The organism is Brevundimonas bacteroides DSM 4726 (assembly GCF_000701445.1).
Classification (GTDB): Bacteria; Pseudomonadota; Alphaproteobacteria; order Caulobacterales; family Caulobacteraceae; genus Brevundimonas; species Brevundimonas bacteroides.
The window spans coordinates 143,083-169,482 of sequence record NZ_JNIX01000009.1; the positions used below are offsets into that span (position 1 = coordinate 143,083).

At 67.3% G+C, this 26,400-nt stretch carries 28 protein-coding genes and 1 tRNA gene; 24 read left to right on the forward strand and 5 right to left on the reverse strand.

What is annotated here, in order from left to right:
- Positions 1-20: 20 nt before the first annotated feature.
- The gene (locus tag Q333_RS0108005) at positions 21-1,670 is read left to right on the forward strand and encodes a CTP synthase (protein WP_029416228.1); all 1,650 of its coding nucleotides are present in this window, start codon (positions 21-23) and stop codon (positions 1,668-1,670) included.
- On the opposite strand, the gene Q333_RS16435 is transcribed toward Q333_RS0108005, so the two are convergent.
- Positions 1,667-1,924 (reverse strand): hypothetical protein, encoded by a 258-nt coding sequence (locus Q333_RS16435; protein ID WP_035294006.1) that lies wholly within the window; start codon positions 1,922-1,924, stop codon positions 1,667-1,669. The genes Q333_RS0108005 and Q333_RS16435 overlap by 4 nt on opposite strands.
- A 111-nt stretch (positions 1,925-2,035) precedes the next feature.
- On the opposite strand from Q333_RS16435, the gene Q333_RS0108015 reads away from it, so the two are divergent.
- Positions 2,036-2,539: a flavin reductase family protein gene (locus Q333_RS0108015; protein WP_029416229.1), complete on the forward strand. Its 504-nt coding sequence runs from the start codon at positions 2,036-2,038 to the stop codon at positions 2,537-2,539.
- Between the two features lie 4 nt (positions 2,540-2,543).
- Positions 2,544-3,401 carry an NAD(P)-dependent oxidoreductase gene (locus Q333_RS0108020; RefSeq protein WP_029416230.1) on the forward strand — a complete coding sequence of 286 codons (858 nt, stop codon included), beginning with the start codon at positions 2,544-2,546 and terminating at the stop codon, positions 3,399-3,401.
- A 13-nt stretch (positions 3,402-3,414) separates the two neighbouring features.
- On the opposite strand, the gene Q333_RS0108025 is transcribed toward Q333_RS0108020, so the two are convergent.
- Entirely contained in the window at positions 3,415-6,600 is a 3,186-nt protein-coding gene (locus tag Q333_RS0108025; protein ID WP_029416231.1) for an autotransporter outer membrane beta-barrel domain-containing protein, read from the reverse strand.
- Between the two features lie 199 nt (positions 6,601-6,799).
- Here Q333_RS0108025 and Q333_RS0108030 point away from each other — a divergent pair, with 199 nt between their 5' ends.
- The 3 genes from Q333_RS0108030 (at position 6,800) to Q333_RS0108040 (ending at position 9,248) form a co-directional block, all read left to right on the forward strand.
- Entirely contained in the window at positions 6,800-7,696 is an 897-nt protein-coding gene (locus Q333_RS0108030; protein WP_029416232.1) for an SPFH domain-containing protein, read from the forward strand.
- A gap of 3 nt (positions 7,697-7,699) precedes the next feature.
- Positions 7,700-7,885: a hypothetical protein gene (locus tag Q333_RS16440; RefSeq protein ID WP_035294008.1), complete on the forward strand. Its 186-nt coding sequence runs from the start codon at positions 7,700-7,702 to the stop codon at positions 7,883-7,885.
- A 112-nt stretch (positions 7,886-7,997) separates the two neighbouring features.
- The gene (locus Q333_RS0108040; protein ID WP_029416233.1) at positions 7,998-9,248 is read left to right on the forward strand and encodes a glycosyltransferase; all 1,251 of its coding nucleotides are present in this window, start codon (positions 7,998-8,000) and stop codon (positions 9,246-9,248) included.
- Here the strand turns inward: Q333_RS0108040 and Q333_RS0108045 are convergent.
- From Q333_RS0108045 to Q333_RS0108055, 3 genes are all read right to left on the reverse strand, one after another.
- Positions 9,196-10,371: a Coenzyme F420 hydrogenase/dehydrogenase, beta subunit C-terminal domain gene (locus Q333_RS0108045; protein WP_245591510.1), complete on the reverse strand. Its 1,176-nt coding sequence runs from the start codon at positions 10,369-10,371 to the stop codon at positions 9,196-9,198. The two genes, Q333_RS0108040 and Q333_RS0108045, sit on opposite strands and share 53 nt — an antisense overlap.
- A gap of 193 nt (positions 10,372-10,564) precedes the next feature.
- Positions 10,565-10,641, reverse strand: a tRNA-Asp gene (locus Q333_RS0108050).
- Between the two features lie 92 nt (positions 10,642-10,733).
- Entirely contained in the window at positions 10,734-12,314 is a 1,581-nt protein-coding gene (locus Q333_RS0108055) for an AbgT family transporter (protein WP_051651198.1), read from the reverse strand.
- Positions 12,315-12,512: 198 nt separating this feature from the next.
- Between Q333_RS0108055 and Q333_RS0108060 the strand changes: the two genes are divergently transcribed.
- The 18 genes from Q333_RS0108060 (at position 12,513) to nuoL (ending at position 26,400) form a co-directional block, all read left to right on the forward strand.
- Complete coding sequence (locus Q333_RS0108060; protein WP_029416236.1) at positions 12,513-12,890, forward strand: NADH-quinone oxidoreductase subunit A; 378 nt, start codon at positions 12,513-12,515, stop codon at positions 12,888-12,890.
- Complete coding sequence (locus Q333_RS0108065) at positions 12,860-13,477, forward strand: NuoB/complex I 20 kDa subunit family protein (RefSeq protein WP_162175582.1); 618 nt, start codon at positions 12,860-12,862, stop codon at positions 13,475-13,477. Before Q333_RS0108060 ends, Q333_RS0108065 begins: the two co-directional genes overlap by 31 nt.
- Positions 13,474-14,127: an NADH-quinone oxidoreductase subunit C gene (locus Q333_RS0108070; protein WP_029416238.1), complete on the forward strand. Its 654-nt coding sequence runs from the start codon at positions 13,474-13,476 to the stop codon at positions 14,125-14,127. The genes Q333_RS0108065 and Q333_RS0108070 overlap by 4 nt, the downstream gene beginning before the upstream one ends.
- A 98-nt stretch (positions 14,128-14,225) precedes the next feature.
- Entirely contained in the window at positions 14,226-15,404 is a 1,179-nt protein-coding gene (locus tag Q333_RS0108075) for an NADH-quinone oxidoreductase subunit D (protein WP_157072417.1), read from the forward strand.
- Positions 15,401-15,745 (forward strand): hypothetical protein, encoded by a 345-nt coding sequence (locus Q333_RS0108080; RefSeq protein WP_029416240.1) that lies wholly within the window; start codon positions 15,401-15,403, stop codon positions 15,743-15,745. Before Q333_RS0108075 ends, Q333_RS0108080 begins: the two co-directional genes overlap by 4 nt.
- Positions 15,742-16,404, forward strand: coding sequence for an NADH-quinone oxidoreductase subunit NuoE (gene nuoE, locus Q333_RS0108085; RefSeq protein WP_029416241.1), 663 nt, complete (start codon positions 15,742-15,744; stop codon positions 16,402-16,404). Before Q333_RS0108080 ends, nuoE begins: the two co-directional genes overlap by 4 nt.
- Positions 16,401-16,679, forward strand: a complete 279-nt coding sequence (locus tag Q333_RS0108090) for a hypothetical protein (protein WP_029416242.1) — start codon at positions 16,401-16,403, stop codon at positions 16,677-16,679. Before nuoE ends, Q333_RS0108090 begins: the two co-directional genes overlap by 4 nt.
- Positions 16,676-16,900 (forward strand): hypothetical protein, encoded by a 225-nt coding sequence (locus Q333_RS0108095; RefSeq protein ID WP_029416243.1) that lies wholly within the window; start codon positions 16,676-16,678, stop codon positions 16,898-16,900. The genes Q333_RS0108090 and Q333_RS0108095 overlap by 4 nt, the downstream gene beginning before the upstream one ends.
- Before the next feature lie 360 nt (positions 16,901-17,260).
- Entirely contained in the window at positions 17,261-18,574 is a 1,314-nt protein-coding gene (gene nuoF, locus Q333_RS0108100; RefSeq protein ID WP_029416244.1) for an NADH-quinone oxidoreductase subunit NuoF, read from the forward strand.
- Between the two features lie 3 nt (positions 18,575-18,577).
- Positions 18,578-18,943 carry a hypothetical protein gene (locus Q333_RS0108105; protein ID WP_029416245.1) on the forward strand — a complete coding sequence of 122 codons (366 nt, stop codon included), beginning with the start codon at positions 18,578-18,580 and terminating at the stop codon, positions 18,941-18,943.
- Positions 18,944-19,046: 103 nt separating this feature from the next.
- Positions 19,047-19,433 (forward strand): hypothetical protein, encoded by a 387-nt coding sequence (locus Q333_RS0108110; protein ID WP_029416246.1) that lies wholly within the window; start codon positions 19,047-19,049, stop codon positions 19,431-19,433.
- Positions 19,433-21,478: an NADH-quinone oxidoreductase subunit NuoG gene (gene nuoG, locus Q333_RS0108115; RefSeq protein ID WP_029416247.1), complete on the forward strand. Its 2,046-nt coding sequence runs from the start codon at positions 19,433-19,435 to the stop codon at positions 21,476-21,478. The genes Q333_RS0108110 and nuoG overlap by 1 nt, the downstream gene beginning before the upstream one ends.
- A 4-nt stretch (positions 21,479-21,482) precedes the next feature.
- Complete coding sequence (gene nuoH, locus Q333_RS0108120; RefSeq protein WP_029416248.1) at positions 21,483-22,550, forward strand: NADH-quinone oxidoreductase subunit NuoH; 1,068 nt, start codon at positions 21,483-21,485, stop codon at positions 22,548-22,550.
- A gap of 8 nt (positions 22,551-22,558) precedes the next feature.
- Complete coding sequence (locus Q333_RS0108125; RefSeq protein WP_029416249.1) at positions 22,559-22,768, forward strand: hypothetical protein; 210 nt, start codon at positions 22,559-22,561, stop codon at positions 22,766-22,768.
- Entirely contained in the window at positions 22,765-23,256 is a 492-nt protein-coding gene (gene nuoI / locus Q333_RS0108130; protein ID WP_029416250.1) for an NADH-quinone oxidoreductase subunit NuoI, read from the forward strand. The genes Q333_RS0108125 and nuoI overlap by 4 nt, the downstream gene beginning before the upstream one ends.
- Positions 23,257-23,372: 116 nt before the next feature.
- Complete coding sequence (locus Q333_RS0108135) at positions 23,373-23,999, forward strand: NADH-quinone oxidoreductase subunit J (RefSeq protein WP_029416251.1); 627 nt, start codon at positions 23,373-23,375, stop codon at positions 23,997-23,999.
- Positions 23,999-24,307 (forward strand): NADH-quinone oxidoreductase subunit NuoK, encoded by a 309-nt coding sequence (gene nuoK, locus Q333_RS0108140; protein ID WP_029416252.1) that lies wholly within the window; start codon positions 23,999-24,001, stop codon positions 24,305-24,307. The genes Q333_RS0108135 and nuoK overlap by 1 nt, the downstream gene beginning before the upstream one ends.
- A gap of 2 nt (positions 24,308-24,309) precedes the next feature.
- Positions 24,310-26,400 carry an NADH-quinone oxidoreductase subunit L gene (gene nuoL / locus Q333_RS0108145; RefSeq protein WP_029416253.1) on the forward strand — a complete coding sequence of 697 codons (2,091 nt, stop codon included), beginning with the start codon at positions 24,310-24,312 and terminating at the stop codon, positions 26,398-26,400.

Here is a 26,400-nt window from a genome sequence, read left to right on the forward strand (position 1 = left end):
CGGCGGTAAGGTGATCCCCCGTGGCTAGATATGTGTTCATCACGGGCGGGGTGGTCTCCTCCCTGGGCAAGGGGCTGGCGTCAGCGGCCCTGGGGGCCCTGTTGCAGGCGCGCGGATACAAGGTCCGCCTGAGGAAGCTCGACCCCTATCTGAACGTCGATCCGGGGACGATGAGCCCCTATCAGCACGGCGAGGTCTTCGTGACCGACGACGGGGCCGAGACGGACCTCGACCTCGGCCACTATGAGCGGTTCACCGGCGTTTCGGCAGCGAAGTCGGACAACATCACGACCGGCCGCATCTATTCGACCATCCTGGAGAAGGAGCGGCGCGGGGACTACCTCGGCGCGACCGTGCAGGTCATTCCGCACGTCACCGACCAGATCAAATCCTTCTGCCTGACGCCCGCCCTGACCGACGACGGCGAGGATGTGGACTTCGTACTGGTCGAGATCGGCGGCACGGTCGGCGACATCGAGGGCCTGCCCTTCTTCGAGGCGATCCGCCAGCTGGGTCAGGACCTGCCGCGGGGCCAGAGCTGCTTCGTCCATCTGACGCTCTTGCCCTTCATCAAGACCGCCGGGGAGATGAAGACCAAGCCGACGCAGCACTCGGTCAAGGAACTGCGCTCGATCGGCATCCAGCCCGACATCCTGCTGTGCCGCTGCGAGCAGCCCATCCCCGAGGACGAGAAGCGCAAGATCGGCCTGTTCTGCAACGTCCGTCCGTCGGGCGTCATCCAGGCGATGGACTCCGCCGACATCTATGCGGTGCCGCTGGACTATCACCGCGAGGGTCTGGACCGCGAGGTGCTGGCCCATTTCGGCATGACCGATGCGCCCGAGCCGGACCTGTCCGGCTGGGAAGAGATCGTCGATCGCCGCCTGCGCCCGGACGGCGAGGTCACCGTGGCCGTGGTCGGCAAGTACACGGTGCTGAAGGACGCCTACAAATCCCTGATCGAGGCCCTGCACCACGGGGGCGTAGCGAACCGGGTGAAGGTGAACATCGACTGGGTCGAGGCCGAGACCTTCGAGGGCGACCACGAGGCCTGCAGCGCGCGTCTGCAGGGGGCGCACGCCATTCTGGTGCCCGGCGGCTTCGGCGAGCGCGGGGCCGAGGGCAAGATCGAGGCGGCCCGCTTCGCCCGGGAGCACAACATCCCCTATTTCGGCATCTGCTTCGGCATGCAGATGGCGGTGATCGAGGCGGCGCGGAACCAGGCAGGGTTTCCCAAGGCGTCATCCACCGAGTTCGGCCCGACATCGGAGCCGGTCGTGGGCCTCATGACCGAATGGACGCAGGGCAACCAGCGGGTGCTGCGCCAGCAGGGCGGGGACCTGGGCGGCACCATGCGGCTGGGGGCCTATGACTCGACCCTCGCGCCGGGGTCGAAGATCGCGGAGATCTATGGCTCCAACGCCATCAGCGAGCGGCATCGCCACCGCTATGAGGTCAATATCAACTACCGCGAGGCCATCGAGGCGCAGGGTCTGGTGTTCGCGGGCCTGTCGCCGGACGGCGTGCTGCCCGAGACGGTCGAGCGGACCGACCACCCCTGGTTCATCGGGGTGCAGTATCACCCGGAGCTGAAGAGCCGGCCGTTCAAGCCCCATCCGCTGTTCGCCAGCTTCATCGGCGCGGCCGTGGTGCAGAGCCGGCTGGTCTAGGGGTTCGGCGTCTCGCGCGGCAGGACCGGGTCGGCGACCGTGCCGTCCGGATTGGCCTGATCGTTCGTCTCGTTGGACGAGCCGGGGACGCCGCCGCCGGGCTCAGGCGGGGAGCCGACGCCGGGCTCGATGGGCGGCGCGCCTTCCGGGGCCGTCGCGGCGGTGTCCGGCGCGGTCTCGGCTTCCTCGGATGGGGAGCAGGCGGCGAGCGCCAGGACGGCGGCGGGCAGGGCGAGCAGGGCGAGGCGGCGCATGGGGTCTCTCCGGTTCGCAGACGACAATCCCGATAGCGCCGTTCGGGTTCCGGCGGCCGCTGCGGCGCGATGGCCGTTGCCACTAGGCGGTCGGTCGCCTAGGTGCGGCCCATGAGCCTCGAACCCGTTCCCGACACCGCCGCCCGCCCGGACGAGGCGCGCGCCTATCGCGATGCGCTGGGGGCGTTCGCGACCGGCGTCTGCGTGGTCACTGCCGACGGGCCGGACGGACCGGTCGGGATCACGATTAACTCCTTCACCTCGGTGTCGCTGTCGCCGCGTCTGGTGCTGTGGTGCCTGGATGAGCGGTCGGAGCGCCATCCCGCCTTCGCCGGGGCCGACCGGTTTGCCATCCATGTGCTGGGAGCCGAGGGGGAGGGGGTCGCGCGGCGCTTCGCCAAGGGTAACGGGCGGATGGCCGACGACGAGTTCACCCGCGTGGCTGGGCAGGCCCCCGTCCTTTCGGGCGCGTCGGCGCGGTTTGAGTGCCAAACGCATGACCGGGTCCGGATGGGCGACCACCTGATCCTGGTCGGCGAGGTCGAGGCCTATGAGGTCTCGGGCGGCGAGACCCTGACCTATCACCGGGGCCGCTATGGCCGGGCGGGAGCGTGACGGCATGAGGATCGGGTACGCGGGTCTGGGCGTCATGGGCGGGCCGATGGCCCGGCATCTGATCACGGCCGGACATGATGTGGCGGGCTACAATCGCTCTCCGGCCAAGGCGCAGGCGTGGGCCGAGGCCCACGGCGGGCGCTTCGCCGGGACGGCGGCGGAGGCTGCGTCGGGGGCGGAGCTGTTCGTCCTGTGCGTCGGCAACGACGATGATGTACGGCAGGTTGTGAGCGAGGCTCTGGCGGTGCTGGAGCCCGGCGCGGTCATCGTCGATCACACCACGACCTCGGCCAGGGTCGCGCGGGAGATGGCCCAGGCTTCGCAGGCGCAGGCCGTCTCCTTCATCGACGCGCCCGTCTCCGGCGGTCAGGCCGGCGCGGAGAACGGCCAGCTCAGCGTCATGGCGGGCGGCGACGCCGAGGCCCTGGATCGCGCGCGGCCGGTGCTCATGGCCTACTCCAAGGCGATCCAGCACATGGGGCCGCCGGGCGCGGGTCAGCTGACCAAGATGGTCAACCAGATCGCCATCGCGGGCGTGGTTCAGGGGCTGGCCGAGGCGGTGCATTTCGCGCAGGCCGCCGGGCTGGACACCGACCGGGTCTATGAGGCGATCTCCAAGGGCGCGGCCCAGTCCTGGCAGATGGACAACCGCTGGAAGACGGCGGCGAAGGGCGAGTTCGATTTCGGCTTCGCGGTCGACTGGATGAGGAAGGACCTCGGTCTGGTGCTGGACGAGGCGCAGGCGAATGGCGCGCGACTGGCTCTGACGGAGCTCGTGGACGGCTACTACGCCGAAGTTCAAGCGATGGGCGGTGGCCGTTGGGACACTTCCAGCCTCAAGGCGCGATTGCCCGCGCCCTGAGGCCCCGGGGGCGTCAGAACCGGAAGCTGGCCCGCAGCAGCAGGACGTAGCGGACGTAGTCCTCGATCATTTCGGCGTCGGCCGTGACCGACAGGCGACCCAGATCGTTGCCGACCGACAGGCTGAAGCCCGCGATCGGTCCGCCGCCCTCGATGGAGTCCGGCGACAGGGTGAAGGACGAGCCCCCCGAGGCGAAGCGCGCGATGGTCTCGCCCGGATCGACCGAGAAGTTCTGACGCCAACCGACCCGCACCTCAGGCCGGATCCAGCCGTTTTCGCCGAAGCCGTAGCCGATGTTGACCGCCGCGACGCCAGTGAACAGGTGGCCGTCGCGGTCTTCGATCTCGAGGTTGAAGCCGTCGTTCAGGCCTTCCTCGACGTGGCCATCCTCGCTCAGCGAGAAATACTCGACATAGGCCTCGGGCCGGATGTTGATGCGACCAAAGTTGCGCTCGTAGGAGGCCCCGCCGGCCAGGGCCAGGGTGAAGCCGTTCCAGCTGGACTGGTTGATGAGGTTGATGTCGGGGGTCACAAGCTGGCGGGTCGAATCGAAGGTGGCGTAGCCCCCCGCCGCGCGCGCCCAGGTCGACCAGGCCTGGCCCTGGGCCCGCCATGACAGACCCAGCTCGATCAGGCTCGCGGACAGGAGTTCCTGGGCCTCGGCCTCTGGATCCTCGATGTCCGAGGAGGTGAAAGCCACCGTGACACCGAACGCGCCCACGGACGAGCCACGCTCGATGCCGCCTGCGACGCCGAAGCCCTCGGAGCGGAAGCCGTAGCTGTCGGTCTTGTCCTTGTCGGCGTAGAAGTTGATCTCCTGCAGCCAGGCGCTGGTCTGGCCGGGCTCGACCGTGGCGTTGCGGCCCGACAGGGCTCGCGTGACGGCATCGACGCCGGAGGCCAGCGAAAGCAGTGGCCCACCTGAGTGATCCGGCAGGATCTGCTCGTACAGATCGATGAAGCCCTCACGCGTCGTCTGGGCGATGAACAGGTCGCGCAGCTGGCTGTCGCCGGACAGGGCGCCGTAGAACGCGTCGAAGGCCTGGGATTCGACCGAAATCAGACTGGCCTCGGCGGCGGTCCTGCGACGGGCATCGACGAAGATATCTCCCGCCGCCGCATTCGTGCCTGCCGAGACGACGAAGAGATAGGGCGAGTTGGCCTGCACGGCCGACTGGTCGAGGGTTCCGGCGTTCAACACATCGGCGTCGATGATGGTGAACCGCTGAGGATTGTTGATCAGGGAGTTGAAGCGCACGCCCAGACCCGCTCCGCTCGCGAGGGTGGCCGTGCCATTGACGCGGAAGCCTGCGTTGGTGCCGGTCGCCGGGTCCAATGTCACAATCAGATCGCCGTTCGCGCCGATGTTCAGACTGGTCGCCTGGGTCACGCCGGTCTGGCGTGCGTCGAGCACGCCATTGGAAACATCCACCGACAGGAGACCGTCGGTATCGGTGATCGCGCCGCGCAACAGGCCGCCGCCCGTGATCGTCAAACGGTCGGCCCCGGCGCCGAACGCCACGGCGCCGCGCACCTCGCCATTCTCCACGGCCATGACGTCCGCGCCCGAACCGAAGCGGATGTCTCCGACGATGATGGGCTCGTTGGCGTCGGTGACGCCGTCGCCGTCGGTGTCGGGATCCGTCGTGGTCGGCGTGCTCGTTACACCGAACTGACGGAAGTTCACCCCTGTCGTATTGGCGCTGAGGTCGATGGCCGTCGCCGTGCCGGTGATGGGATCGCCATCCTCGGCCACAACCGTCGTGACGATCGTTCCTGCGTTGGAGAAGGTCGTGACCGTGCCCGAGCTGTCGCGGACGCCGACGGCGTTCGCCAGCCCGCCGCCGCTGGTCGCCAGGATGTCGCCGGTGTTGCTGAACGTGGGCACGTTGGCGCCCGCCGCGATCAGCACCCCGTTGGCGCTGACCCCGCCGCCGACCGTGGAGGACACGCCGGCGGTGATTCCACTTGTGTTGTCGAACCGGGGTGTCGAAACGCCCGAGCCGATCACGACGCCGCTCGCCGAGGCGTCGCGTCCGACCGCCACGATAGCTCCGGAGTTGCGCACACCGCCGTCGATGCGGAGAGTCTGACCGCCCGCCACGCCGAGCTGGACCGCTGTCGCCGCTATGCCGTCATAGACCCCGTCGCCGGTGATGGTGCCCCTGTTGACCAGCCCATAGGCCAGGTCGCCAGTTCCGGCGACACCGAGCGTCACCGACCGCGTCGCCGAGCCGACCGCAAGCGCCGGCGCGCCGCCGTAGCTGGTCACGGCGGAGTTGCCTTCGAGCGCGTCCTGGATCCCGTCGTTGTCTTCGTCGGTCGAGGTAGTGGAGTTGTCCGCCGGGCGCGTGTCCAGCACGACGCCTCCGGCCACGTTGCCGGCGATGCGAACCGCCGACCCGCCTTGCAACAGGTCGTCAGCCTCCAGGCGCGCAATAGCAGCGTCGCTCGGCCGGCTTACGTAACGGTAGCCGGTCGCGTTCAGGTCGCCCTGGAGCGTCAGTCGGCCGCCGACGTCGCCTTCCACGTTCACAGCCGTTGCGCCTCCGCCAAGCGCGGAGACCGCGCCGTTTAGGCTGACCGCGCCGGACACCGCTCCGGTCTGGTTATAGGCGATAGCGTTGGTCCCGACCGTCCGGATCGTCCCATTGGTTGTTACCCCGCCGGTGATTGCCCGCTCGATCGAGACGCCTCGCGAGTCATTGCCCTCTACCAGGACGGTCGAGCCTGACTCCAAAAGGATATTGCCTGTAAGAGGCGTGCCCGCCGCGGCGACGCGCAGGCCGAAGCGGTTTGCGCCGTTGGCAAAGGGGCCATCCAGGTCGCCGTCGTTGTCGCTGTCAGGATAGGAATCGATGTTGTCGGTGACCGTTACGGACCCGCCGATGATGACGTTCGCCGTCGTAGCTGCCGGGCCGACGAGGATCGCCGTAGCGCCATCGGCGCTGTTCGCCAAGGTGATGTTCGATCCGGAGTCGGTATCGAGGGAATGGTTGCTGTCGACCGTGATGGCCACGCCCGAATTCACCAGCACCGCGCCGCCCGAGGCAATGCGGATGCTGTCGGCCCCGCTACCTGTCGCGTTGGACGTCTGGATCGGCGTGTTGCGCGTGTTCGAGATCACGAACTCGGCCTGGGCCCCGGAAGCCGCCATCAGAGGGGCAAGCGCCACCGCGGTCGCAAGCAGTCTACGCATTCGAGAAATCACCCCAGATGGATACGCGCAGGCGGGCGCCGGCGCCTTCTAACAGGGGCTGCGCGGCCTGTCCCAAGTTTCGCGAATTTGAGGCGAATGCAAGGCCGAAAGCGTGGCTTAGAGCCAACGCTGTTCGCTGCCGTATTGCCAAGGTCGAGATCAAAGTGATATCACTTTCATATTGATTGGGAGGCTGACGATGAACGACCTTAGAACCGTATCCACCGAGCGCCCGGCCTCGACGGCCAACGGTATACTGATGCTGCTGGTGGGGCTGGCGCTGACCATCCTTGGCCCGGTCTGGATCGTTCAGAATCCGGACTCGGTGCTGAACATAATCGGCGGCGTCACGACCATCACGGTCGGTCTGTTCCTGATGTGCGGCCTTTACTCGCTCCAGCCCAACGAGGGCGCCGCCATCCTGCTGTTTGGCGATTACCGCGGCACGGACCGGGCGACCGGCCTGCGCTGGGTGCTGCCCTGGTATACGCGGAAGAAGATTTCTCTGCGGGCCCGCAACGTCACCTCGGATACCCTGAAGGTGAACGACCGGCGCGGCAGCCCCGTCGAGATCGCCGCCAACGTCGTCTGGCGGGTCGAAGATTCGGCCCAGGCCCTGTTCGATGTCGACGACTATCAGGCCTTCGTGAACATCCAGATCGAGACGGGTCTGCGCGACATCGCCTCCCATTACGCCTATGACCACGGCGAGCAGGAGGAGGGGGCCGAGACCGAGCTGACGCTGCGCGCCGACGCCGAGGAAGTGGCCGAGAAGCTGCAGATCGAACTGGCGAACCGGGTCCGGGTGGCGGGCGTGGCGATCGACGAGGCGCGGCTGGCGCACCTGGCTTATGCGCCCGAGATCGCGGGAGCCATGCTGCGGCGTCAGCAGGCCGAGGCCATCCTGGCGGCGCGCCGCCTGATCGTGCGCGGCGCGGTCAGCATGGTGGAGAGCGCGCTCAGCGACCTGTCGGACCGCAAGGTCGTGGAGCTGGACGAGGAGCGGAAGGCCTCGATGGTCTCCAATCTGCTGGTGGTGCTGTGCGCCGATCGGGAGGCCCAGCCGGTCGTGAACACCGGCACTTTGTACGGGTGATCCGTGGCGGGACGGGCGACCAAACCCTTCCTGATGCGGGCCTCGCCCGGCGTGATGGCGGCCGTCGAACGTCTGGCGGCCGCCGAACTGCGCTCCGTCAACGCCCAGCTCGAGGTGCTGGTCCGCGAGGCTTTGGCTCGTCGTGGCGTGGCGATCGGGGGCAAGGACGACGACCACGATACCGCTTGAGCTTGGCGGTTGGCGGGCGTAGGGGCGCGACATGGTCCGACGCACATCGTCCGCACGCATCCAAAAACGACAGACGCGCGTTTCGCGCCGGTCGCTGAAGGATTACGACCCCATGACCATGGCCGATCTTGACGTCCAGGAAGGCGAGCTGCGGCTCATCCCCGGCTGGGACGAGGAGGTCGCCGACACGCTCCGGGCGCTGAAGGCTTCGACCGCTGACCCGCGTCCCCGGATGGTCGACACGACGATGCTGTATGCGCCGCGCTCCGGCGGGGTGAAGCGGTATCTTCTGTCCAAGAAGGCCTGGCTGGAAGCGAACCGGCCGGGCGTAGCCCACTCCCTGATCGTGCCGGGCGCGCATCACGAAGCGGGCGCGGACGGCATCATCAAGCTGCACGCGACCAAGCTGCCGTTCGGCGACGGCTATCGCTGGCCGACGTCGGTCAGGCGTTGGGGGGCGTGGGTCGCGTCCATGAAGCCCAGCCTGATCGAGGCGGGCGACCCCTATACGCCGGGGCAGGGGGCGCTGGAGGCCGGGCAGCGGGCGGGGTGCCCCGTCGTCGGCTTCTGTCACTCCGATCCGGCGGGTCTGGCAGCCTTGCACTTCGGCGAATGGGCTAAGAAACCGGTCGAGAAGCGCTGGGCCAAGCTGTTCGGACAGTTCGACCGGGTCGTGTCGCCGAGCCGCTTCATCGCGCGACGGCTGGAAGAAGCGGGCATCCAGGACATCGTCATCCGGCCGCTGGGCGTCGAGATCGACACCTTCCGGCCCGATCGCGGCGACCGGAACTGGTTGCTGAAGAAGCTGGGGCTGCCGGCGTCCGCGCGGCTGCTGTGCTTCGCCGGGCGGCCGGCGCGCGAGAAGAACATCGACACCCTGATCGAGGCCGTCCAGAAGCTGGGCGAGCCCTATCATCTGGTGCTGGTCGGGGCAGGCGCGGGTCTGCCCTATGAAGAGCGGGTGATCGCCTTGCCGTACGAGCGCGATCCGAAGCAGGTGGCGCGGATCATCGCGTCCTGCGACGCCTTCGTGCACGCCAACGACAAGGAGCCGTTCGGCCTGATCGTGCTGGAGGCCATGGCCTGCGGGCGGCCGGTGGTGGGGGTGAACGCGGGCGGCGTGGCCGAGACGGTCAACGAAAGCGTCGGACAGTTGGCCCGGAGCGCGGATCCGGACGACTACGCCCAGGCCATCGAGGCGCTGTTCGCGCGGGACATCGAGGCGCTGGGCGCGGCGGCCCGGGTGCACACCGTCGAGCGGTTCTCCTGGAACCGGGTCTTCGAAGACCTGTGCATGACCTATGGCGAGGTCAGCGGTCAGGCGGCGTTCGTTCAGCCGGTCGAGCAGGCGACGGCGCACTGAGTTCGTCCTCCACCGGCGTGAGGCCGTAGGGCGCGACCAGCGTCCAGACATGATTCGGTATCATGGACTTCATCCGGCGCGGCTCCTCGCGGCGCAGGTGGATGACGGTCTCGGCGGCCTTCATCTCCAGACGGGTGCGGGCGAACTCCAGACCGCGCGGGCCGGTGCGGGGCTGGAGCCAGCTGACGATGGGGCGGACCCAGTCGGGCATGCGCCGCAGCGGAAGGCCGCCGGCGGCGCGCTCGACGTTGGCGATGAAGCCCTGGACCGCCGCGCGGCGCTTGCCGAGGCTGCGGGGCTCCGACAGGCGGACCTCGTCGCCGAGCAAGTCCAGAAGGGCCTGTCCGCGTTCGTTCCTGACGATCAGCCACTGTTCCCCCACGCCGCCCATGTAGCCGACGGTGATGTCCGACAGGGCGTTGGTGTAGTCGACGCAGGTGCGGCAGGTGAGGGGGAAGAAGTCCGGAGCGAGTTGGGAGATCGGCAGGCTGAGGAAGGGGATTTCCCGCCTGCGGCCGTCGGCGAAGCGGAGCTCGACGTGATAGTCGGCGCGGAACTCCAGATAAGTGATGCTGTCTGGGTCGCCGGCCAGCAGGGCGAGGAAATGGTGAAAGTTCTCGGTCGTGGTGTTGTCCGAGCAGGGCGTGCCGATGACCGTGATGGATTCGAAGCCGAGCTCCGCTTCCAGGGCACGAAGGGCATAGACCTGACACGGGATGCTGATGACGGCGAGGCGGCGGTGGCCGGCGTCCCGGGCAGTCTCCAGCAGAGCCAGCAGAGGCGCATAGCCCATGCGCATGCCGCGAGCCTTTGCCATGTCTGAGGCGTCGGTGATCAGGACCGGGACGGGCCGCCAGCGATCGTCCGGATCGGCGGTCATGGTCAGGACGGCGTCGACGGCGTTCGTTTCCAGCAGACGCTCGCCGATGCGGGTCGTGATTCCCGTCCATTGGGCACCCTCGGCGGGCGGCGTCAGGGACGCGCGGACCATCCGTCGGAAGGGGCCGAAGAAGACTTCGTCGCCTGCCTCGGCGCGAGGGCGGCCGTGGATGCGGGTTTCGAGGCCCGGATAGTCCGGCTTGATGAACTGGCAGGCCCGACCGCAGAGGCTGGGATCTTCCATGCGCGACACGCCGCAGTCGGTGCAGAGATTGCGAGGAACGGGCGGGCGCATACGGCAAGGCTGCTCACGCGCCGGGCGCTTCGTCCAGCCCCATGCGCGCCAAACGCGCTCAAGCAGCGAGCAACCGCGTTGCGAGCGTTAGCGCACTGAGGAGAGGAGGGGGCGGCGCGCCACTTTCCGGTTCGATGGAAAGTGGCGCGAGTGACGGGGCTCGAACCCGCGACCTCCGGCGTGACAGGCCGGCACTCTAACCAACTGAGCTACACCCGCGTTTCCCGCTGCGACGGTGTCCGGCGCGGCGAGGGGCGTCGTTTAGGCGGGGGCGCCCGACAGTGTCAAGCGCCCCGGCTGTGGATATTTCCCTAGCGGGCGGCGACGGCCTCGGCGATCGTCGGCGAGGCGGTCGAAGCGGTCGGCGGCGGCGGCTCGTAGTGAACGCCGACGCCCGGTCCGAGCGGCAGATCCAGCGCCACCCACATGCCGACCATGGCCAGGCCCGCGATCAGGAAGACGCCCGCGTAGGGGAGCATGGTCGACATCAGCGAGCCCAGGCCGAACTTCGGGTCCCAGCGCTGGGCGAAGGTCAGGATCAGCGGGAAGTAGCTCATCAGGGGCGTGGCGATGTTTGTGACGGAATCGCCCATGCGATAGGCGGCGGTCGTCATCTCCGGGCTGATGCCCAGGAGCATGAACATCGGCACGACGATGGGCGCGAGCGCCGACCATTTTGCCGAGGCCGAGCCGATGAACAGGTCGAAGAAGCACGACACCAGCACGACCGCGACCAGCAGCATGGGGGCGGGCAGGGCGAGGGTCTTCAGATACTCGGCGCCGCTGACGGCGAGGATGGGACCCAGGCCCGACCAGTTGAACATGGCCACGAAGTGGGCGGCGAAGAAGGCGAGCACGACGTAGGGTGCCATCTGAGCGATGCCGTCGCGCATCATGACCACGAGGTCGCGGTGGCTCTTCACCGTGCCCGCGCCCACGCCATAGGCCGCGCCCGCCAGGAAGAAGAGAACCGCGAAGAAGGCGACCAGAGACTGGTAGAGCGGGTTCAGCCGGGTGTTGGGCTCCGCCTCCGGGTCGATGAAGGGCGTGCCGGGCATGAGGAAGATGGCGGTCCAGAGGGCGATCATGCCGAGCAGCGTCAGGCCCGCGAAGGCCAGGCCGCGCTTCTCCTCGCGCGTCAGGGGCGTCTTCTCGTCGGCCTTGGGGCCCTCGACCTCGAGCGGCGCGCGCTTCTTCAGCCGGGGCTCGATGACGACGTCGGTCAGGAACCAGATGATCGGGGTGAAGACCACCACCATGCCGATGGAGAAGAACCAGTTGCCGGCGATGGTCACGGTATAGTTCGGGTCAATCAGCTGGGCGGCCGGTTCGGTGATGCCCAGGATCAGGGCGTCGGATGCGCCGGGAAACAGATTGCCCGCGAACCCGCCCGACACGGCCGCGAAGCCCGCGGCCAGTCCGGCGAGCGGATGACGGCCTGCGGCGGCGAAGATCACCGCGGCCAATGGGATCACGACAACATAGGAGGCATCGGACGCATGATGGGAGACCATGCCGGTGACGGCGACCACGGGCGTCAGGATGAACCGAGGCGCGTTCAGCAGCATGCCCCGGAAGGCCGTGGTGAACAGGCCCGCGCGCTCAGCCACCGCGGCACCGTAGACGACGGTCAGTACGATCCCCAGCGGAGGAAAGTTCGCGAGCGTCTTGGGCATCTCGATGATCAGCTTCTCGAGGTTCGCCGGCGCCAGCAGGCTCTTGGCCTCGAGGACGTCGCCGGTGACCGGGTTCACGCTTTCCCACCCCAGGCCCGCGCCCACCATGCTGAGTACAATCAGGGCGAGGATGAACCAGAGGAACAGGAAGACCGGATCGGGCAGCTTGTTGCCGATCCGCTCGACCGCGTTGAGGATGCCGAAACCGGAGGCCATGAGGGGTCCATGCGTCGTTGAAGCGGAGCTGAACCGCTAACCTGTGACAGCCAAGATGAACAGGCGACAACAGGGGTATTTTTGCGAGCCGTTCTCAATGCGTTTCCAGCCTCCGCATGGGTTTGAACCGGCGAAAGGTTGGGTCTAGAAGACGCCGAATCCGCCGCCCCCTCCCAGTCGCGGCGTGGACCAGGACGCATGAACGACTTCCTTTTGCAGTACCTGCCGATCGTGATCTTCATCGGGATCGCGACGGTGCTCGGCCTCGGCTTTATGATCGCGGCCTGGGTGCTGGCCCCGTCGAACCCGGACAGCGAGAAGCTGTCGGCCTATGAGTGCGGTTTCAACGCCTTCGACGACGCGCGGATGAAGTTCGACGTGCGGTTCTACCTGGTGTCGATCTTGTTCATCATCTTCGACCTGGAAGTGGCCTTCCTGTTCCCGTGGGCGGTGTCGATGTTCGACCTGGCGCGGCCCGACATGATCTTTGCCTTCTGGTCGATGATGGTCTTCCTGGGCGTGCTGACCGTTGGCTTCATCTATGAATGGAAGAAGGGCGCGCTGGAATGGCAGTGATCTCTCCGCCGCTGTCCGGCCCGTCGTCGCCGCTGCCGACCGCCTATGGCCAGGGCGCGCGTTCGACCGTCGAGGGCTATGACCCCAAGCTGCATGACAAGTTCTTCGAGGCCGTCAACACCGAGGTCGCCGAGCACGGCTTCCTGACGGCGTCGCTGGACGACGTCATCAACTGGGCCCGCACCGGCTCGCTGATGTGGATGACGTTCGGCCTGGCCTGCTGCGCCGTGGAGATGATCCAGGCGTCGATGCCGCGCTATGACCTGGAGCGGTTCGGCATGGCCCCGCGCGCCAGCCCGCGTCAGTCCGACCTGATGATCGTGGCCGGCACCCTGACCAACAAGATGGCTCCGGCGCTGCGCAAGGTCTACGACCAGATGCCGGACCCGCGTTACGTCCTGTCGATGGGCAGCTGCGCCAACGGCGGCGGGTACTACCACTACAGCTACAGCGTGGTTCGCGGCTGCGACCGGATCGTGCCGGTTGACGCCTATGTGCCCGGCTGCCCGCCGACGGCGGAGGCGTTGGTCTATGGGCTGCTGCAGCTGCAGAAGAAGATCCGTCGCACCGGGACGATCGAGCGATGAGCGGCCTAGCTGTGCTTGAGGCCCAGGCGGCGGCGCTGACGCCGCTGGGTCAGGAGATGGTGGCCGAGCTGCAGGTCGACGCGGCCGTGGCCTATGGCGAGCTGACGCTGACGTGTCATCGCGACCGGATCGTCGAGGTGCTGACCGATCTGCGCGACCGTTTCGGGTTCCAGCAGCTCCTGGACGTCTGCGGCGCGGACTATCCTGATCGGGCCGAGCGGTTCGACGTCGTCTACCATCTGCTCAGCCTGACCCGGAACCTGCGGGTGCGGGTCAAGGTGACGACGGACGAGGTCGCGCCGGTGCCGAGCGTGATCTCGGTCTATCCGTCGGCCGGCTGGTTCGAGCGCGAGGCGTTCGACATGTACGGCATCCTATTCTCGGACCATCCGGACCTGCGTCGCCTGCTGACGGACTACGGCTTTTCCGGGCACCCGCTGCGGAAGGACTTCCCGATGACGGGCTATGTCGAGGTCCGTTACGACGAGGAGCAGAAGCGGGTGGTCTATGAGCCCGTCAAGCTGACGCAGGAGTTCCGCCAGTTCGACTTCCTGTCGCCGTGGGAAGGGGCGGAGTATCCGACCCCGCCGCTGCCGGGCGACGAGAAGGCGATCGGTTCGGCGGGTACGCCTTCGGGAGGGAAAGCCTGATGGCCGACGGAAACCCGCTGAAGACCGCCGACGCCGTGGACGACCTGGGCCGGATCGCCTTCGACGCGCCGGACAACCGGACCGCTCACGCCCGCGAGATGGACGAGCGCAAGTTCACCATCAACTTCGGCCCCCAGCACCCGGCCGCGCATGGCGTGCTGCGCCTGGTGCTGGAGCTGGACGGGGAGGTGGTCGAGCGCGTCGATCCGCATATCGGCCTGCTGCACCGCGGCACCGAGAAGCTGATGGAGGCGCGCACCTACCTCCAGAACGTGCCCTATCTGGACCGGCTGGACTACGTCTCGCCGATGAACCAGGAGCATGCCTTCTGCCTGGCCATCGAGCGGCTGCTGGGCATCGAGGTGCCGTACCGCGCCCAGCTGATCCGCGTGCTGTACTGCGAGATCGGCCGCATCCTGTCGCACATGCTGAACGTCACGACCCAGGCGCTGGACGTCGGGGCGCTGACGCCGCCGCTGTGGGGCTTCGAGGAACGCGAAAAGCTCATGGTCTTCTATGAGCGGGCGTGCGGGGCGCGGCTGCACTCCAACTACTTCCGGCCGGGTGGCGTGCATCAGGACTTGCCGAGCGACCTGATCGACGACATCGGCCGTTGGTGCGCCGAGTTCCCGCGCGCGCTCAAGGACATCGAGTCCCTCGTCACCGAGAACCGCATCTTCAAGCAGCGCAACGTCGACATCGGCGTAGTGTCGAAGGAAGAGGCCCTGGCCTGGGGCTTCTCGGGCGTCATGCTGCGCGGCTCCGACATCGCCTGGGATCTGCGGAAGTCACAGCCCTATGAGTGCTATGCCGAGCTCGATTTCGACGTCGTCGTCGGCAAGAACGGCGACTGCTGGGACCGCTATCTCGTCCGCGTCGAGGAGATGAAGCAGTCCGTCCGCATCATGGAGCAGTGCATCCACAAGCTGCGGAACTGCCCCGGCGAACCGGTCATGGTCGAGGACAACAAGATCGTCCCGCCGCGCCGGGGCGAGATGAAGCGGTCGATGGAAGCCCTGATCCATCACTTCAAGCTCTATACCGAAGGCTTCAAGACCCCTCCGGGCGAGGTCTATGCGGCGGTCGAGGCGCCCAAGGGCGAGTTCGGCGTCTATCTGGTCAGTGACGGCACCAACAAGCCGTATCGGGTCAAGATCTCGGCCCCCGGCTTCCGTCACCTGCAGGCCATGGACTGGATGAACCGGGGCCACATGCTGGCCGACGTCTCGGCCATCCTGGGGTCGCTCGACATTGTGTTCGGGGAGGTGGACCGGTGACGGCTCTGCTGGCCGACGTTTTGTTCTGGGCAGTCGTGGTCATCGTCGTGGCCGCGTTCGTCGGATTTCTTATGCTCGCGGCGATCACGGGTCCAAAGGCTCGGCGCCACCCCGAGGGTTGGAGAGGTGCTGTCCGGGACGATCTGATCGTCCTCGGCCCTGTCGCGCCGTTCCTGATCGCCGTCGCGGCCGGCGCCTTCGAGCCGCTTCTGAGAGATCAGGCGTGGTGGACGCCGACTCTGTTCGCCATCGCCGGCGCTGGGCTGCTGGCCCAATGGCTGCCGGTCGTCCGTCGCGCCCGCGCACGGACCGCCGCCCTCCAGAGGTACCCGTCGCAATGAGCGTCCGTCGTCTCGCCAAGGTCCAACCGGCCAGCTTCGCCTTCTCGAAAGAGACTAGGGCCAAGGCCGACTGGTGGATCGCCAAGTATCCCGCCGGCCGCCAGCAGTCGGCGGTGATCCCGATCCTGTGGCTGGTGCAGAAGCAGGAGGGCTGGGTCTCCGAGCCCGCCATCCGCGCGATCGCCGACCTGCTGGACATGCCCTACATCCGGGTGCTGGAGGTCGCGACCTTCTACACCATGTTCATGCTGGAGCCGGTCGGCTCGGCCGCCCTTATCCAGGTGTGCGGCACCACGCCCTGCATGCTGCGCGGCGCTGGCGATCTCATGAAGGTCTGCAAGGACCGGATCGGGCCCAAGCAGACCCTGTCGCCCGACGGCAAGTTCTACTGGGAAGAGGTCGAGTGCCTAGGCGCCTGCGTGAACGCGCCGATGGCCATGATCAACGACTACTATTTCGAGGACCTGACGGCCTCGGACATGAACCAGATCATCGACGACTTCGCCGCCGGCAAGACGCCAGAGCGCGGACCGCGCGTGGACCGGATCAACTCGGCGCCCGAGGGCGGGCCGCTGACCCTGACCGATCCGAAGCTTTATGACGGCTCGGCCGCCAAGCCGATCAAGAAGCTGCCGAACACGGAGCCCGTGACGGCGTGACCGTTCCTGACCCCCAAGCCGACGACAAGGTCGCCGCCTATCGCGCGGAGATCCGCGCCGTGGGCCGCACCCAGCGGCTGGCGGGGTTCGGGCTCGTGCTGCTGGGCGCCGTGCTGGTGTGGGCGGCGACGCGCGCCGGCGGTCTGGCCGAGGTCGTGCAGATGGCGGGCTATGCGTCGCTGGCGGCCGGATGGGCCCTGATGCTGACGGCCATCTTCCTGCGCACGCGGTATCACCGCCGCCGCATGGCCGAGCTGGACGGAGGCGCGCGATGAGCCGCCACGGCCAGAAGCCGCCCACGATGGATCCCAAGCTGTTCGTCCAATTGGGCATCGGCGACATCGTGCTGGGTCTCGGCCTGGCCGCCGCTGCGCTGCTCGGACTGCTGGGCGATGTGGACCGCACGCTGGTGGCCGGCATCGGTGGCGTGATCGCCGTCATCGGCGTGGGCATCGTGATCTGGGCGCGGTCCAGGATGGACGGAGGCGCGCGATGAGAGCGTCGCAGCCCTGTCAGGTCCGTGGCGCACAGTCGCTGATCTCAAGACGTTCGGGGGACCGTCGTGACATCGTCAAAGCCCGGTCGCGGCAAGTCCGCCGGCCTGTTCCTGGCCAATCTGATGGGGGCGGGGGCCCTGCCGCTCGGCGGCGCGGTTGCGCCGCAACCTCAGCCTCCGACACCCGCGCCCACAGCGCCGTCTTCTCCGTCCGGTACCCCGAATGCGCCTGAGCCTCCGTCATCCCAATCCCAGCGCCCGCCGCCGCGCGAGGAGCGCGAAACCGGCGATCGTCGCAGCGAGCTGTCGCGCCCGCGCGGCCGGGGCGTCGGCGGCGGCGGCCGGGGAGGGAGCCCGCTGATGGCCGGTCTGCTCGCCGACAAGGATCGCATCTTCACCAACCTGTATGGCCTGCACGACTGGGGCCTGGAGGGCGCCAAGTCGCGCGGGTGCTGGAACGCGACCAAGGACATGCTGGACATGGGCCGCGACTGGCTCATCACCAACGTGAAGAATTCCGGCCTGCGCGGACGCGGCGGGGCGGGTTTCTCCACGGGTCTGAAGTGGTCCTTCATGCCCAAGGAGGTGAAGGACCGGCCGCATTATCTGGTCGTCAACGCCGACGAGTCCGAGCCCGGCACCTGCAAGGACCGGGAGATCATGCGCCATGATCCCCACCTGCTGATCGAAGGCTGCCTGATCGCCAGCTTCGCCATGCAGGCCCATGCCTGCTACATCTATCTGCGCGGCGAATATGTGCTGGAACGCGAGCGCATGGAGGCGGCGGTCAAGCAGGCCTATGAGGCCAGGCTGATCGGCAAGAACAACGTCCATGGCTGGGACTTCGACGTCTACATCCACCACGGCGCGGGGGCCTACATCTGCGGCGAAGAGACGGCGCTGCTGGAAAGCCTGGAGGGCAAGAAGGGCCAGCCTCGCCTGAAGCCGCCGTTCCCGGCGGGCGCGGGCCTGTATGGGTGCCCGACCACGGTGAACAACGTCGAGTCGATCGCGGTGGTGGGCACCATCCTGCGGCGCGGGGCGGACTGGTTCGCGGGCTTCGGCCGGCCGAACAACACCGGCACCAAGCTGATGAGCATCAGCGGCCATGTGAACCGGCCGTGCAATGTCGAAGAGGCCATGTCGATCCCGCTGCGCCAGCTGCTGGAAGAGCATTGCGGCGGGGTTCGCGGCGGCTGGGGCAATCTGAAGGCCGTGATCCCGGGCGGGGTGTCGGTGCCGCTGATCACGCGGGAGATGTCCGAGGTCGCCCTGATGGACTTCGACAGTCTGCGCGAGATGAAGTCGGGCCTCGGCACGGCGGCGGTCATCGTCATGGACAACGACACCGACCTGGTGAAGGCGATCGCCAGGATCAGCTATTTCTACAAGCACGAGAGCTGCGGCCAGTGCACCCCGTGCCGCGAGGGCACCGGCTGGATGTGGCGCGTGCTGGAGCGGATGGCCGTGGGCGAGGCCGATCCGTCGGAGATCGACCTGCTGCTGGACGTCGCGGGCCAGGTCGAGGGCCACACCATCTGCGCGCTCGGCGACGCGGCCGCCTGGCCGGTCCAGGGTCTGATCCGGCATTTCCGCCACGAGATCGAGGACCGCATCTCCGACTACCGCAGCCGCCGCGCGAACTTCGCCGGCCACGCGATCGCGGCGGAGTAGGGGATGGTCGAGGAACCCATCCTGAACCGCATTGCCTTCGGCGTGGGCATGGGGGCGGTGATCTTTTGGCCAGCCTGGCTGATGTCTGCCGTGACAGGGGCATTATGCCTCGTTCGCAGGGAGCCTCGTGTCGCCAGTTTGTTGCTCGGTCTGGCGGCAACGCCACTCGCCGTGCTGGGCCTGTTCACTGTCCTCATCAACCGAGGCGCTGAGATCGAAACCGCAGGGAGCATTCAGGCGATCGGCCTTGACGGTGCGGCGTGGGTGTTCTTGATCAGCAGTGTCCTTTGCATTGCGGTCTCGGCTGGCGTCTGGGTCCGATGGACGCTCCACCGGCTCGGCCGAAGGGAGCCCGCGCTCCGTGCTTAAGCGAGTATCAGCAACTATTGCCCTCGTTGGCCTTGCAGCTTGCGGCCAGGCAGGTGACACCGTTGAGCCGACGCCGGTCGAGCAGGCGGCGGCGCAAGCGCCCGTGTCCGACGCCGTGGCGGAGACGCCGGCCGTGTTGACCGCTGTCGATTTGCGCCGCGTGTGCCGCGCGGGGCTGGCGGCGATCCACGGCCAGACGCTGGACGCCATGCAGATCACGGGCGCGGAGGGCGAGGTGCTGAATGCCCAGTGGCGCGCGCCCGTCGATGGCGGCTGGATGAAGGCCCAATGCCGCGCCGGAGGCGGTCTGGTGGTGTGGAAACCGCTGGAGTTGCCCGACCCGACGCAGGTCCGCTGGATGAACGAGGCGGGCGATCCGGTCGTGCGCTATGCCATCCGGGGCGAAGAGATCGAGATCGTCCAGGCCCTGCCGGACGGCACGACGCAGCAGGCGATGATGGCCGTGCGTCCTGAGGAAGAGGTAAGCTGATGCCCGTCGCCAAGGTCAACGGCGTCGAAGTCGAGTTCGAGCCCGGCATGACCGTGCTGCAGGTCGCCGAGCGCGCCGGGCACGAGATTCCGCGCTTCTGCTATCACGAGCGGCTGTCGATCGCCGGCAACTGCCGCATGTGCCTGGTCGAGGTGAAGCCCGGACCGCCCAAGCCGCAGGCGTCGTGCGCCCTGCCGGCCGCCGAGAACCAGGAGATCTTCACCGACACGCCGATGGTCAAGAAGGCCCGGGAAGGGGTGATGGAGTTCCTGCTCATCAACCATCCGCTGGACTGCCCCATCTGCGACCAGGGCGGCGAATGCGACCTGCAGGACCAGGCCATGGGCTATGGCCGCGACGGCTCGCGCTATGCCGAGAACAAGCGGGCGGTCGAAGAAAAGAACATGGGCCCGACCATTAAGACCTTCATGACGCGCTGCATCCAGTGCACGCGCTGCGTGAGGTTCATCACGGAAGTGGCTGGTGTTCCTGACATCGGCATGATTTCGCGCGGCGAGGACGCCGAGATCACGACCTATCTGGAGAAGTCGGTCGACAGCGAGCTGTCGGGCAACGTCAACGACCTGTGCCCCGTCGGCGCCCTGACCCACCGGCCCTGGTCGTTCCAGTACCGGCCGTGGGAGCTGAAACGGACCGAGAGCATCGACGTCATGGACGCGCTGGGGTCCAACATCTCGATCCAGTCGCGCGGGCCGGAGGTCATCCGCATCCTGCCGCGCGTGCACGAGGGCATCAACGAGGAGTGGCTGGCCGACCGCAGCCGCTATGTGACCGACGGCCTGCAGGCGCGTCGCCTGGACCGGCCCTATGTGCGCGAGGACGGCAAGCTGCGCCCCGCCTCGTGGGACGAGGCGCTGAACGCGGTGGCCGCGAAGCTGAAGGCCGCCAAGCCCGAGAAGATCGGCGTCATCGCCGGCGACCTGCAGGACGCGGAGTCGATGAAGGCGGCGCTGGACCTGTTCCGCGCGCTGGGGTCGGCCAACACGGATTGCCGTCAGGACGGCTCGGCCGCTGGCGTCGGCGCGCGCGAGGGCTGGCTGTTCAACAGCGGGCTGCAAGGCATCGAGCAGGCGGACTCCATCCTGCTGGTCGGGACCAATCCGCGCGCCGAGGCGCCGCTGCTGAACGCACGCATCAGGAAGGCCTGGCTGGCGGGCAAGACCCGCGTCGGCCTGATCGGCGAGCAGCTGGACCTGACCTACGACTATGACCTGATCGGTCGCGGCACGAAGACCCTGGCCAAGCTGCCCAAGGCGGCCGTGGACGCCCTGTCGAACGCCGAGCGGCCCGCCATCGTGGTCGGGGCAGGGGCCCTGACCGGCCCGAACGGGGCCGCCGTGCTGAACGCGCTCGGCAAGCTCGCGGCGAAAGTGGGCGTCGTAAGAGACGGCTGGAACGGCTTCAATGTCCTGCATTCGGCGGCCTCGCGGGTCGGCGGTCTGGACATGGGCTTCGTTCCCGCCGCCGGCGGCCTGTCGGCGCACGAGATGGTGCAGAAGGGCGCGCTGGACGTGCTGTTCCTGCTGGGCGCCGACGAGATCGAGACCGGCGCGAGCAAGGCCTTCAAGGTCTATCTGGGCAGCCATGGCGACCGGGGCGCGCACGGCGCCGACGTCATCCTGCCGGGCGCGGCCTGGACGGAGAAGCCGGGTCTCTATGTCAACACCGAGGGTCGGGTGCAGATGGCCGAACGGGCCGTCTTCCCCAAGGGCGAGGCCAAGGAAGACTGGGCCATCCTGCGCGCCCTGTCCGAGCGTGTTGGGGCGACCCTGCCGTACGACACTCTGGACCAGCTGCGGGCCCGGCTGATGGCCGATCACCCGACGTTTGGCCGCATCGACTACCTGGCCCCGGCGGGGTCGTTCGACGTCGCGAGCCTGGGCGCCAAGGGCGAGCTGGGCGACACGGCGCTGCGCTCGTCTGTGGTCGACCCCTATCTGATGAACCCGATCGCGCGGGCCAGCGCGACCATGGCCGAGCTGAGCGAGCAACGCGTCGCTCCGGCCCTGATGGCGGCGGAGTAGGCCGATGCAGGAGATGTGGAGCACCCCGGGCGGCTGGGCCCTGCTGACGACGCTGGGCATCCTGATCGTGACGGTCGGGATCCTGCTGTCGCTGGCCTTCCTGCTGCTGCTGGACCGAAAGATCTGGGCGGGCGTGCAGATGCGAAAGGGCCCCAACGTCGTGGGCCCGTTCGGCCTGCTTCAGTCCTTCGCCGACTTCTTCAAGTTCGTTCTCAAGGAGATCGTCGTTCCGGCCGGGGCCGACAAGACGGTCTTCATCCTGGCCCCCCTGATCACCTTCGTCCTGGCCTTCATCGCCTGGGCCGCGATCCCGTTCGCGCCGGGTTGGGTCATCTCCGACCTGAACGTCGGCATCCTCTACATCTTCGCGATCAGTTCGCTGGGCGTGTATGGCATCATCATGGGCGGATGGGCTTCGAACTCGAAGTATCCGTTCCTGGGCTCGCTGCGGTCGGCGGCGCAGATGGTGTCCTATGAGGTCTCCATCGGCCTGATCATCATCAATGTCATCCTGCTGGCCGGGACCATGAACCTGACGTCGATCGTGACGGCGCAGGAGGGCTGGTTCTGGAACTGGTTCGGCTTCGGCGGCGGGCTGGACAGCTGGCCGCTGGTGGCGGTGATGTTTCCAATGGCGATCATGTTCTTCGTCTCGGCCCTGGCCGAAACCAACCGCCCGCCGTTCGACCTGCCCGAGGCCGAGTCCGAGCTCGTGGCCGGGTATCAGGTGGAGTATTCCTCGACCCCGTACCTGCTGTTCATGATCGGCGAGTACGCCAACATCGTCTTTATGTGCGCCATGATCAGCCTGCTGTTCTTCGGCGGCTGGAACCCGGGTTTTCCCATCGACTTCGCCGCCGAGTGGCCGCCGTTCCTGGTGAACCTGCTGCTGTTCCTCGTGTTCGCGGCCAAGATCGTCTTCTGGTTCTTCATGATCTCAATCGTGAAGGCCTTCGTGCCCCGTTATCGTTACGACCAGCTGATGCGGCTGGGCTGGAAGATCTTCCTGCCGACGTCGCTGGTGGCCGTGGTCATCGTGGCGGCTTGGCGCGTCTTCGTGGTGGGCGGATGATGCGGGCCGTGATCCTGAGCCTCACGGCGCTGGCGACCGCCGCCTGCACCTTTCCCGCGCCCTACGAGCCGGATCCCACTTCGGTCTATCAGTGGGAGCGGCGTCAGGAGGAGATCACGCGCCGCGAGGCCGAGCGCCGCCGCCTGTGCGCCATTCGTAACGAGGACAGCGAGGGCTACGACCGCGACTGCCGCCGTTCGGGAGACCCCCAGTCATGATCACGCGCATCGTCCAGGCCGCGAAGGGGGCCATGCTGATCGATCTGATCGGCGCGGTCGGCCTGTCGCTGAAGTACATGGCGCGGCCCAAGGCCACCGTGAACTATCCGTTCGAGCGCAACCCGAAGTCGCCACGCTTCCGGGGCGAGCATGCGCTGCGCCGCTATCCGAACGGCGAGGAACGCTGCATCGCCTGCAAGCTGTGCGAGGCCATCTGCCCGGCGCAGGCCATCACGATCGAATCCGAGCCCCGCGCCGACGGCAGCCGCCGGACGACCCGCTACGACATCGACATGGTCAAGTGCATCTACTGCGGCCTGTGCCAGGAGGCCTGCCCGGTTGACGCCATCGTCGAGGGTCCGAACATGGATTTCACCGTCGAGACCCGCGAGGAGCTGCTCTACGACAAGCAGCGACTGCTGGATAACGGCGACCGCTGGGAGCGGGTCATCGCCAGGAACCTGGAGCTCGACGCGCCCTATCGGTGACGTCGGCTTCGACTCGTCTTTCGACGGGTGATTTGGCCGCTTCCGTTGGGGGCAGTCGCTGTCTAAGAGGTGCGGCGTTTTCGCCGCGCTGAATCGGAAAGGGGCACGCGCCTCCCATGCTGCAAGGCATAGCCTTCTATGTGATGTCGGCGGTCGCCGTGGTCGCCGGCCTGCTGGTCGTGACGGCGCGGAACCCCGTGCACTCCGTCCTGTGGCTGATCCTGGCCTTCTTTTCCTCGGCCGGGCTGTTCGTGCTGCTGGGCGCCGAGTTCCTGGCGATGCTGCTGGTGGTCGTCTACGTCGGCGCGGTCGCGGTGCTGTTCCTGTTCGTCGTCATGATGCTGGACGTGGACTTCGTGCGCCTGAGGGAAGGCTTCGCCTCCTACCTGCCGCTGGCGGCCATCGTGGCGGGCATCCTGCTGGCCGAGATGGTGATGATCTCGATCCTGGTGGCCCAGGGCGGGGCGGCGGCCGATGCGGCCGCGCCGGTCGTCTATGGCGCCGACCGAACCAACGTCGAGGCGATCGGGCGGGTGCTCTACACGGAGTACGTCTACCTGTTCCAGGCGGCCGGCATCGTGCTGCTGATCGCCATGATCGGGGCCATCGTCCTGACGCTGCGCAAGAAGCCGTCGGTCCGCCGTCAGGACCCGGGCGCCCAGACCAACCGCGACCGCCGCACCTCGGTCGAGATCAAGGGCGTGACGACCGGCGTGGGCGTCACCTCAGAGGAGCTGCGCTGATGGAGGTCACGCTCCAGCACTATCTGGCGGTCGCCGCCATGCTGTTCACCATCGGGGTGTTCGGCATCTTCGTGAACCGCAAGAACGTCATCATCATCCTGATGTCGGTCGAGCTGATCCTGCTCGCGGTGAACATCAACTTCGTCGCCTTCTCGGCCTATCTGAACGACGTCCATGGGCAGATCATGGCCATGTTCGTCCTGACGGTGGCGGCCGCCGAGGCGGCGGTGGGCCTGGCCATCCTGGTGACCTTCTTCCGCAACCGCGGCGACATCGCGGTTGATGACGCCAGCGTGATGAAGGGCTGATCGTGTCTCTCGAACTGCTCGTTACCCTCGGCGTCTTCGCCCCTCTGCTCGGCGCGGCCGTGGCCGGGTTCTTCGGCCGCCGCATCGGCGACATCCCCTCTCAGGCGGTCACGACCGGCCTGCTGTTCTTCTCCTGCGCCGTGGCCTGGACGGTCTTCAGCCAGTGGACCTGGGGCCATCTGGAGCCGTTCACGGTCCAGGTCGCGCCCTTCATCAATGTCGGCGATTTCCAGTCGAACTGGGCGATCCGCATCGATGCGCTGAGCGCGGTGATGCTGGTGGTGGTCACGACCGTGTCGTCGCTGGTTCACCTGTATTCCTGGGGCTACATGGCCGAGGACGACAGCCGTCCGCGGTTCTTCGCCTATCTGTCGCTGTTCACCTTCGCCATGCTGGCGCTGGTGACGGCCGCCGACTTCATGCAGCTGTTCTTTGGCTGGGAAGGGGTGGGTCTGGCGTCCTATCTGCTGATCGGTTTCTGGTTCAAGAAGCCCACGGCCAGCGCCGCCGCCATCAAGGCCTTCGTGGTCAACCGTGTCGGCGACTTCGGCTTCGCTCTGGGCATCATCACCGTCTTCTGGATGTTCGGCACGATCCAGTTCGCCGAGCTGTTCCCGATGATCGCGGAGCGGGCGGGCACCGGTTGGTCGTTCCTGGGCTATGAGTGGTCGGCACTCGATCTGGCCGGCGTGCTGCTGTTCATCGGCGCCATGGGCAAGTCGGCCCAGTTCTTCCTGCACACCTGGCTGCCCGACGCAATGGAGGGCCCGACGCCGGTCTCGGCCCTGATCCACGCCGCCACCATGGTGACGGCGGGCGTCTACATGGTCTGCCTGCTCAGCCCGATCTACGAATATGCGCCGACGGCGGCCATGCTGATCGCCATCACCGGCGGGATCACGGCCCTGTTCGCCGCGACGGTCGGCCTGGCCCAGAACGACATCAAGCGGGTCATCGCCTATTCGACCTGTTCGCAGCTGGGCTACATGTTCTTCGCGGCGGGCGTCGGGGCCTATCAGGCCGCCATGTTCCACCTGTTCACCCACGCCTTCTTCAAGGCCCTGCTGTTCCTGGGCGCCGGCTCGGTGATCCACGGCATGCACCACGAGCAGGACATGCGGAAGATGGGCGGGCTGTGGAAGCTGCTGCCCGTCACCTATGCGGTGATGATGATCGGCACGATCGCCATCACCGGTATCGGCATCCCCGGCCACGAGTTCAAGTTCGGCTTCGCGGGCTTCTATTCCAAGGACTCCATCCTGGAGAGCGCCTTCGCCGCCGCCGACTACAGCCCCGTCGGCCTGTTCGTTTTCTTCATCGGCCTCTTCGCCGCAGGCCTGACGGCCTACTATTCGTGGCGGCTGGTGTTCATGACCTTCCACAACAAGCCGGCGTGGAAGGAGGAGCATGCGCACGACCACGCCCATGACGACCATGCGCAGCCGCACGCGCAGATCGAGACCCATTCGGAGCCGCTGCACGATGACGGCCACGGTCACGACGATCACGGCCACCATGGCCCGCTGAAGCCGCACGAGAGCCCGTGGGTGATGCTGGTGCCGCTGCTGCTGCTGTCGGTCGGGGCGATCGCCTCGGGCTTCGCCTTCTACGAGTTCTTCGTCGGCCACCACGAGCACGAGTTCTGGCGCGGGGCGATCTTCACAGGCCCTGAGAACCACGTCATCCACGACAGCCACGAGGTCCCGACCTGGGTGCTGTGGGCGCCGCTGGTCGTGTCGTCGATCGGCACCTTCGCCGCCGTCTACTTCTATGTCCTGCGAGAGGGCCTGGCCCGGCGCATGGCCGAGCGGGGCGGGCCGCTGAACAGCTTCCTGTCCAACAAGTGGTACTTCGACGAGATCTACGACTTCCTGTTCGTGAAGGGGGCCAAGGCGCTCGGCGACCTGTTCTGGAAGGTCGGGGACGTGCGGATCATCGACGGCCTGGGGCCGAACGGCGCCGCCTGGGCCTCGCTGAAGTCCGCCGCGCGGCTGGCCAAGATCCAGTCCGGCTATGTCTATCACTATGCGTTCGTGATGCTGCTCGGCGTGGCCGGCCTGCTCGCCTTCGCCATCTACGCCTGGGGTGCCTGA

Coding starts and splice junctions, on each gene's coding strand:
- Q333_RS16435 (WP_035294006.1), bottom strand. CDS start 1,924: ATGCGCCGCCTCGCCCTGCTCGCCCTGCCCGCCGCCGTCCTGGCGCTC.
- Q333_RS0108030 (WP_029416232.1), top strand. CDS start 6,800: ATGAACGACCTTAGAACCGTATCCACCGAGCGCCCGGCCTCGACGGCC.
- Q333_RS0108095 (WP_029416243.1), top strand. CDS start 16,676: ATGAGCCGCCACGGCCAGAAGCCGCCCACGATGGATCCCAAGCTGTTC.
- Q333_RS0108135 (WP_029416251.1), top strand. CDS start 23,373: ATGCTGCAAGGCATAGCCTTCTATGTGATGTCGGCGGTCGCCGTGGTC.
- Q333_RS0108065 (WP_162175582.1), top strand. CDS start 12,860: ATGGAAGAAGGGCGCGCTGGAATGGCAGTGATCTCTCCGCCGCTGTCC.
- nuoH (WP_029416248.1), top strand. CDS start 21,483: ATGCAGGAGATGTGGAGCACCCCGGGCGGCTGGGCCCTGCTGACGACG.
- nuoE (WP_029416241.1), top strand. CDS start 15,742: ATGAGCGTCCGTCGTCTCGCCAAGGTCCAACCGGCCAGCTTCGCCTTC.
- Q333_RS0108020 (WP_029416230.1), top strand. CDS start 2,544: ATGAGGATCGGGTACGCGGGTCTGGGCGTCATGGGCGGGCCGATGGCC.
- nuoK (WP_029416252.1), top strand. CDS start 23,999: ATGGAGGTCACGCTCCAGCACTATCTGGCGGTCGCCGCCATGCTGTTC.
- Q333_RS0108055 (WP_051651198.1), bottom strand. CDS start 12,314: ATGGCCTCCGGTTTCGGCATCCTCAACGCGGTCGAGCGGATCGGCAAC.
- Q333_RS0108015 (WP_029416229.1), top strand. CDS start 2,036: ATGAGCCTCGAACCCGTTCCCGACACCGCCGCCCGCCCGGACGAGGCG.
- Q333_RS0108075 (WP_157072417.1), top strand. CDS start 14,226: ATGGACGAGCGCAAGTTCACCATCAACTTCGGCCCCCAGCACCCGGCC.
- Q333_RS0108070 (WP_029416238.1), top strand. CDS start 13,474: ATGAGCGGCCTAGCTGTGCTTGAGGCCCAGGCGGCGGCGCTGACGCCG.
- Q333_RS0108040 (WP_029416233.1), top strand. CDS start 7,998: ATGACCATGGCCGATCTTGACGTCCAGGAAGGCGAGCTGCGGCTCATC.
- Q333_RS0108105 (WP_029416245.1), top strand. CDS start 18,578: ATGGTCGAGGAACCCATCCTGAACCGCATTGCCTTCGGCGTGGGCATG.
- Q333_RS0108045 (WP_245591510.1), bottom strand. CDS start 10,371: ATGGAAGATCCCAGCCTCTGCGGTCGGGCCTGCCAGTTCATCAAGCCG.
- nuoI (WP_029416250.1), top strand. CDS start 22,765: ATGATCACGCGCATCGTCCAGGCCGCGAAGGGGGCCATGCTGATCGAT.
- Q333_RS0108025 (WP_029416231.1), bottom strand. CDS start 6,600: ATGCGTAGACTGCTTGCGACCGCGGTGGCGCTTGCCCCTCTGATGGCG.
- nuoG (WP_029416247.1), top strand. CDS start 19,433: ATGCCCGTCGCCAAGGTCAACGGCGTCGAAGTCGAGTTCGAGCCCGGC.
- Q333_RS0108060 (WP_029416236.1), top strand. CDS start 12,513: ATGAACGACTTCCTTTTGCAGTACCTGCCGATCGTGATCTTCATCGGG.
- nuoF (WP_029416244.1), top strand. CDS start 17,261: ATGGCCGGTCTGCTCGCCGACAAGGATCGCATCTTCACCAACCTGTAT.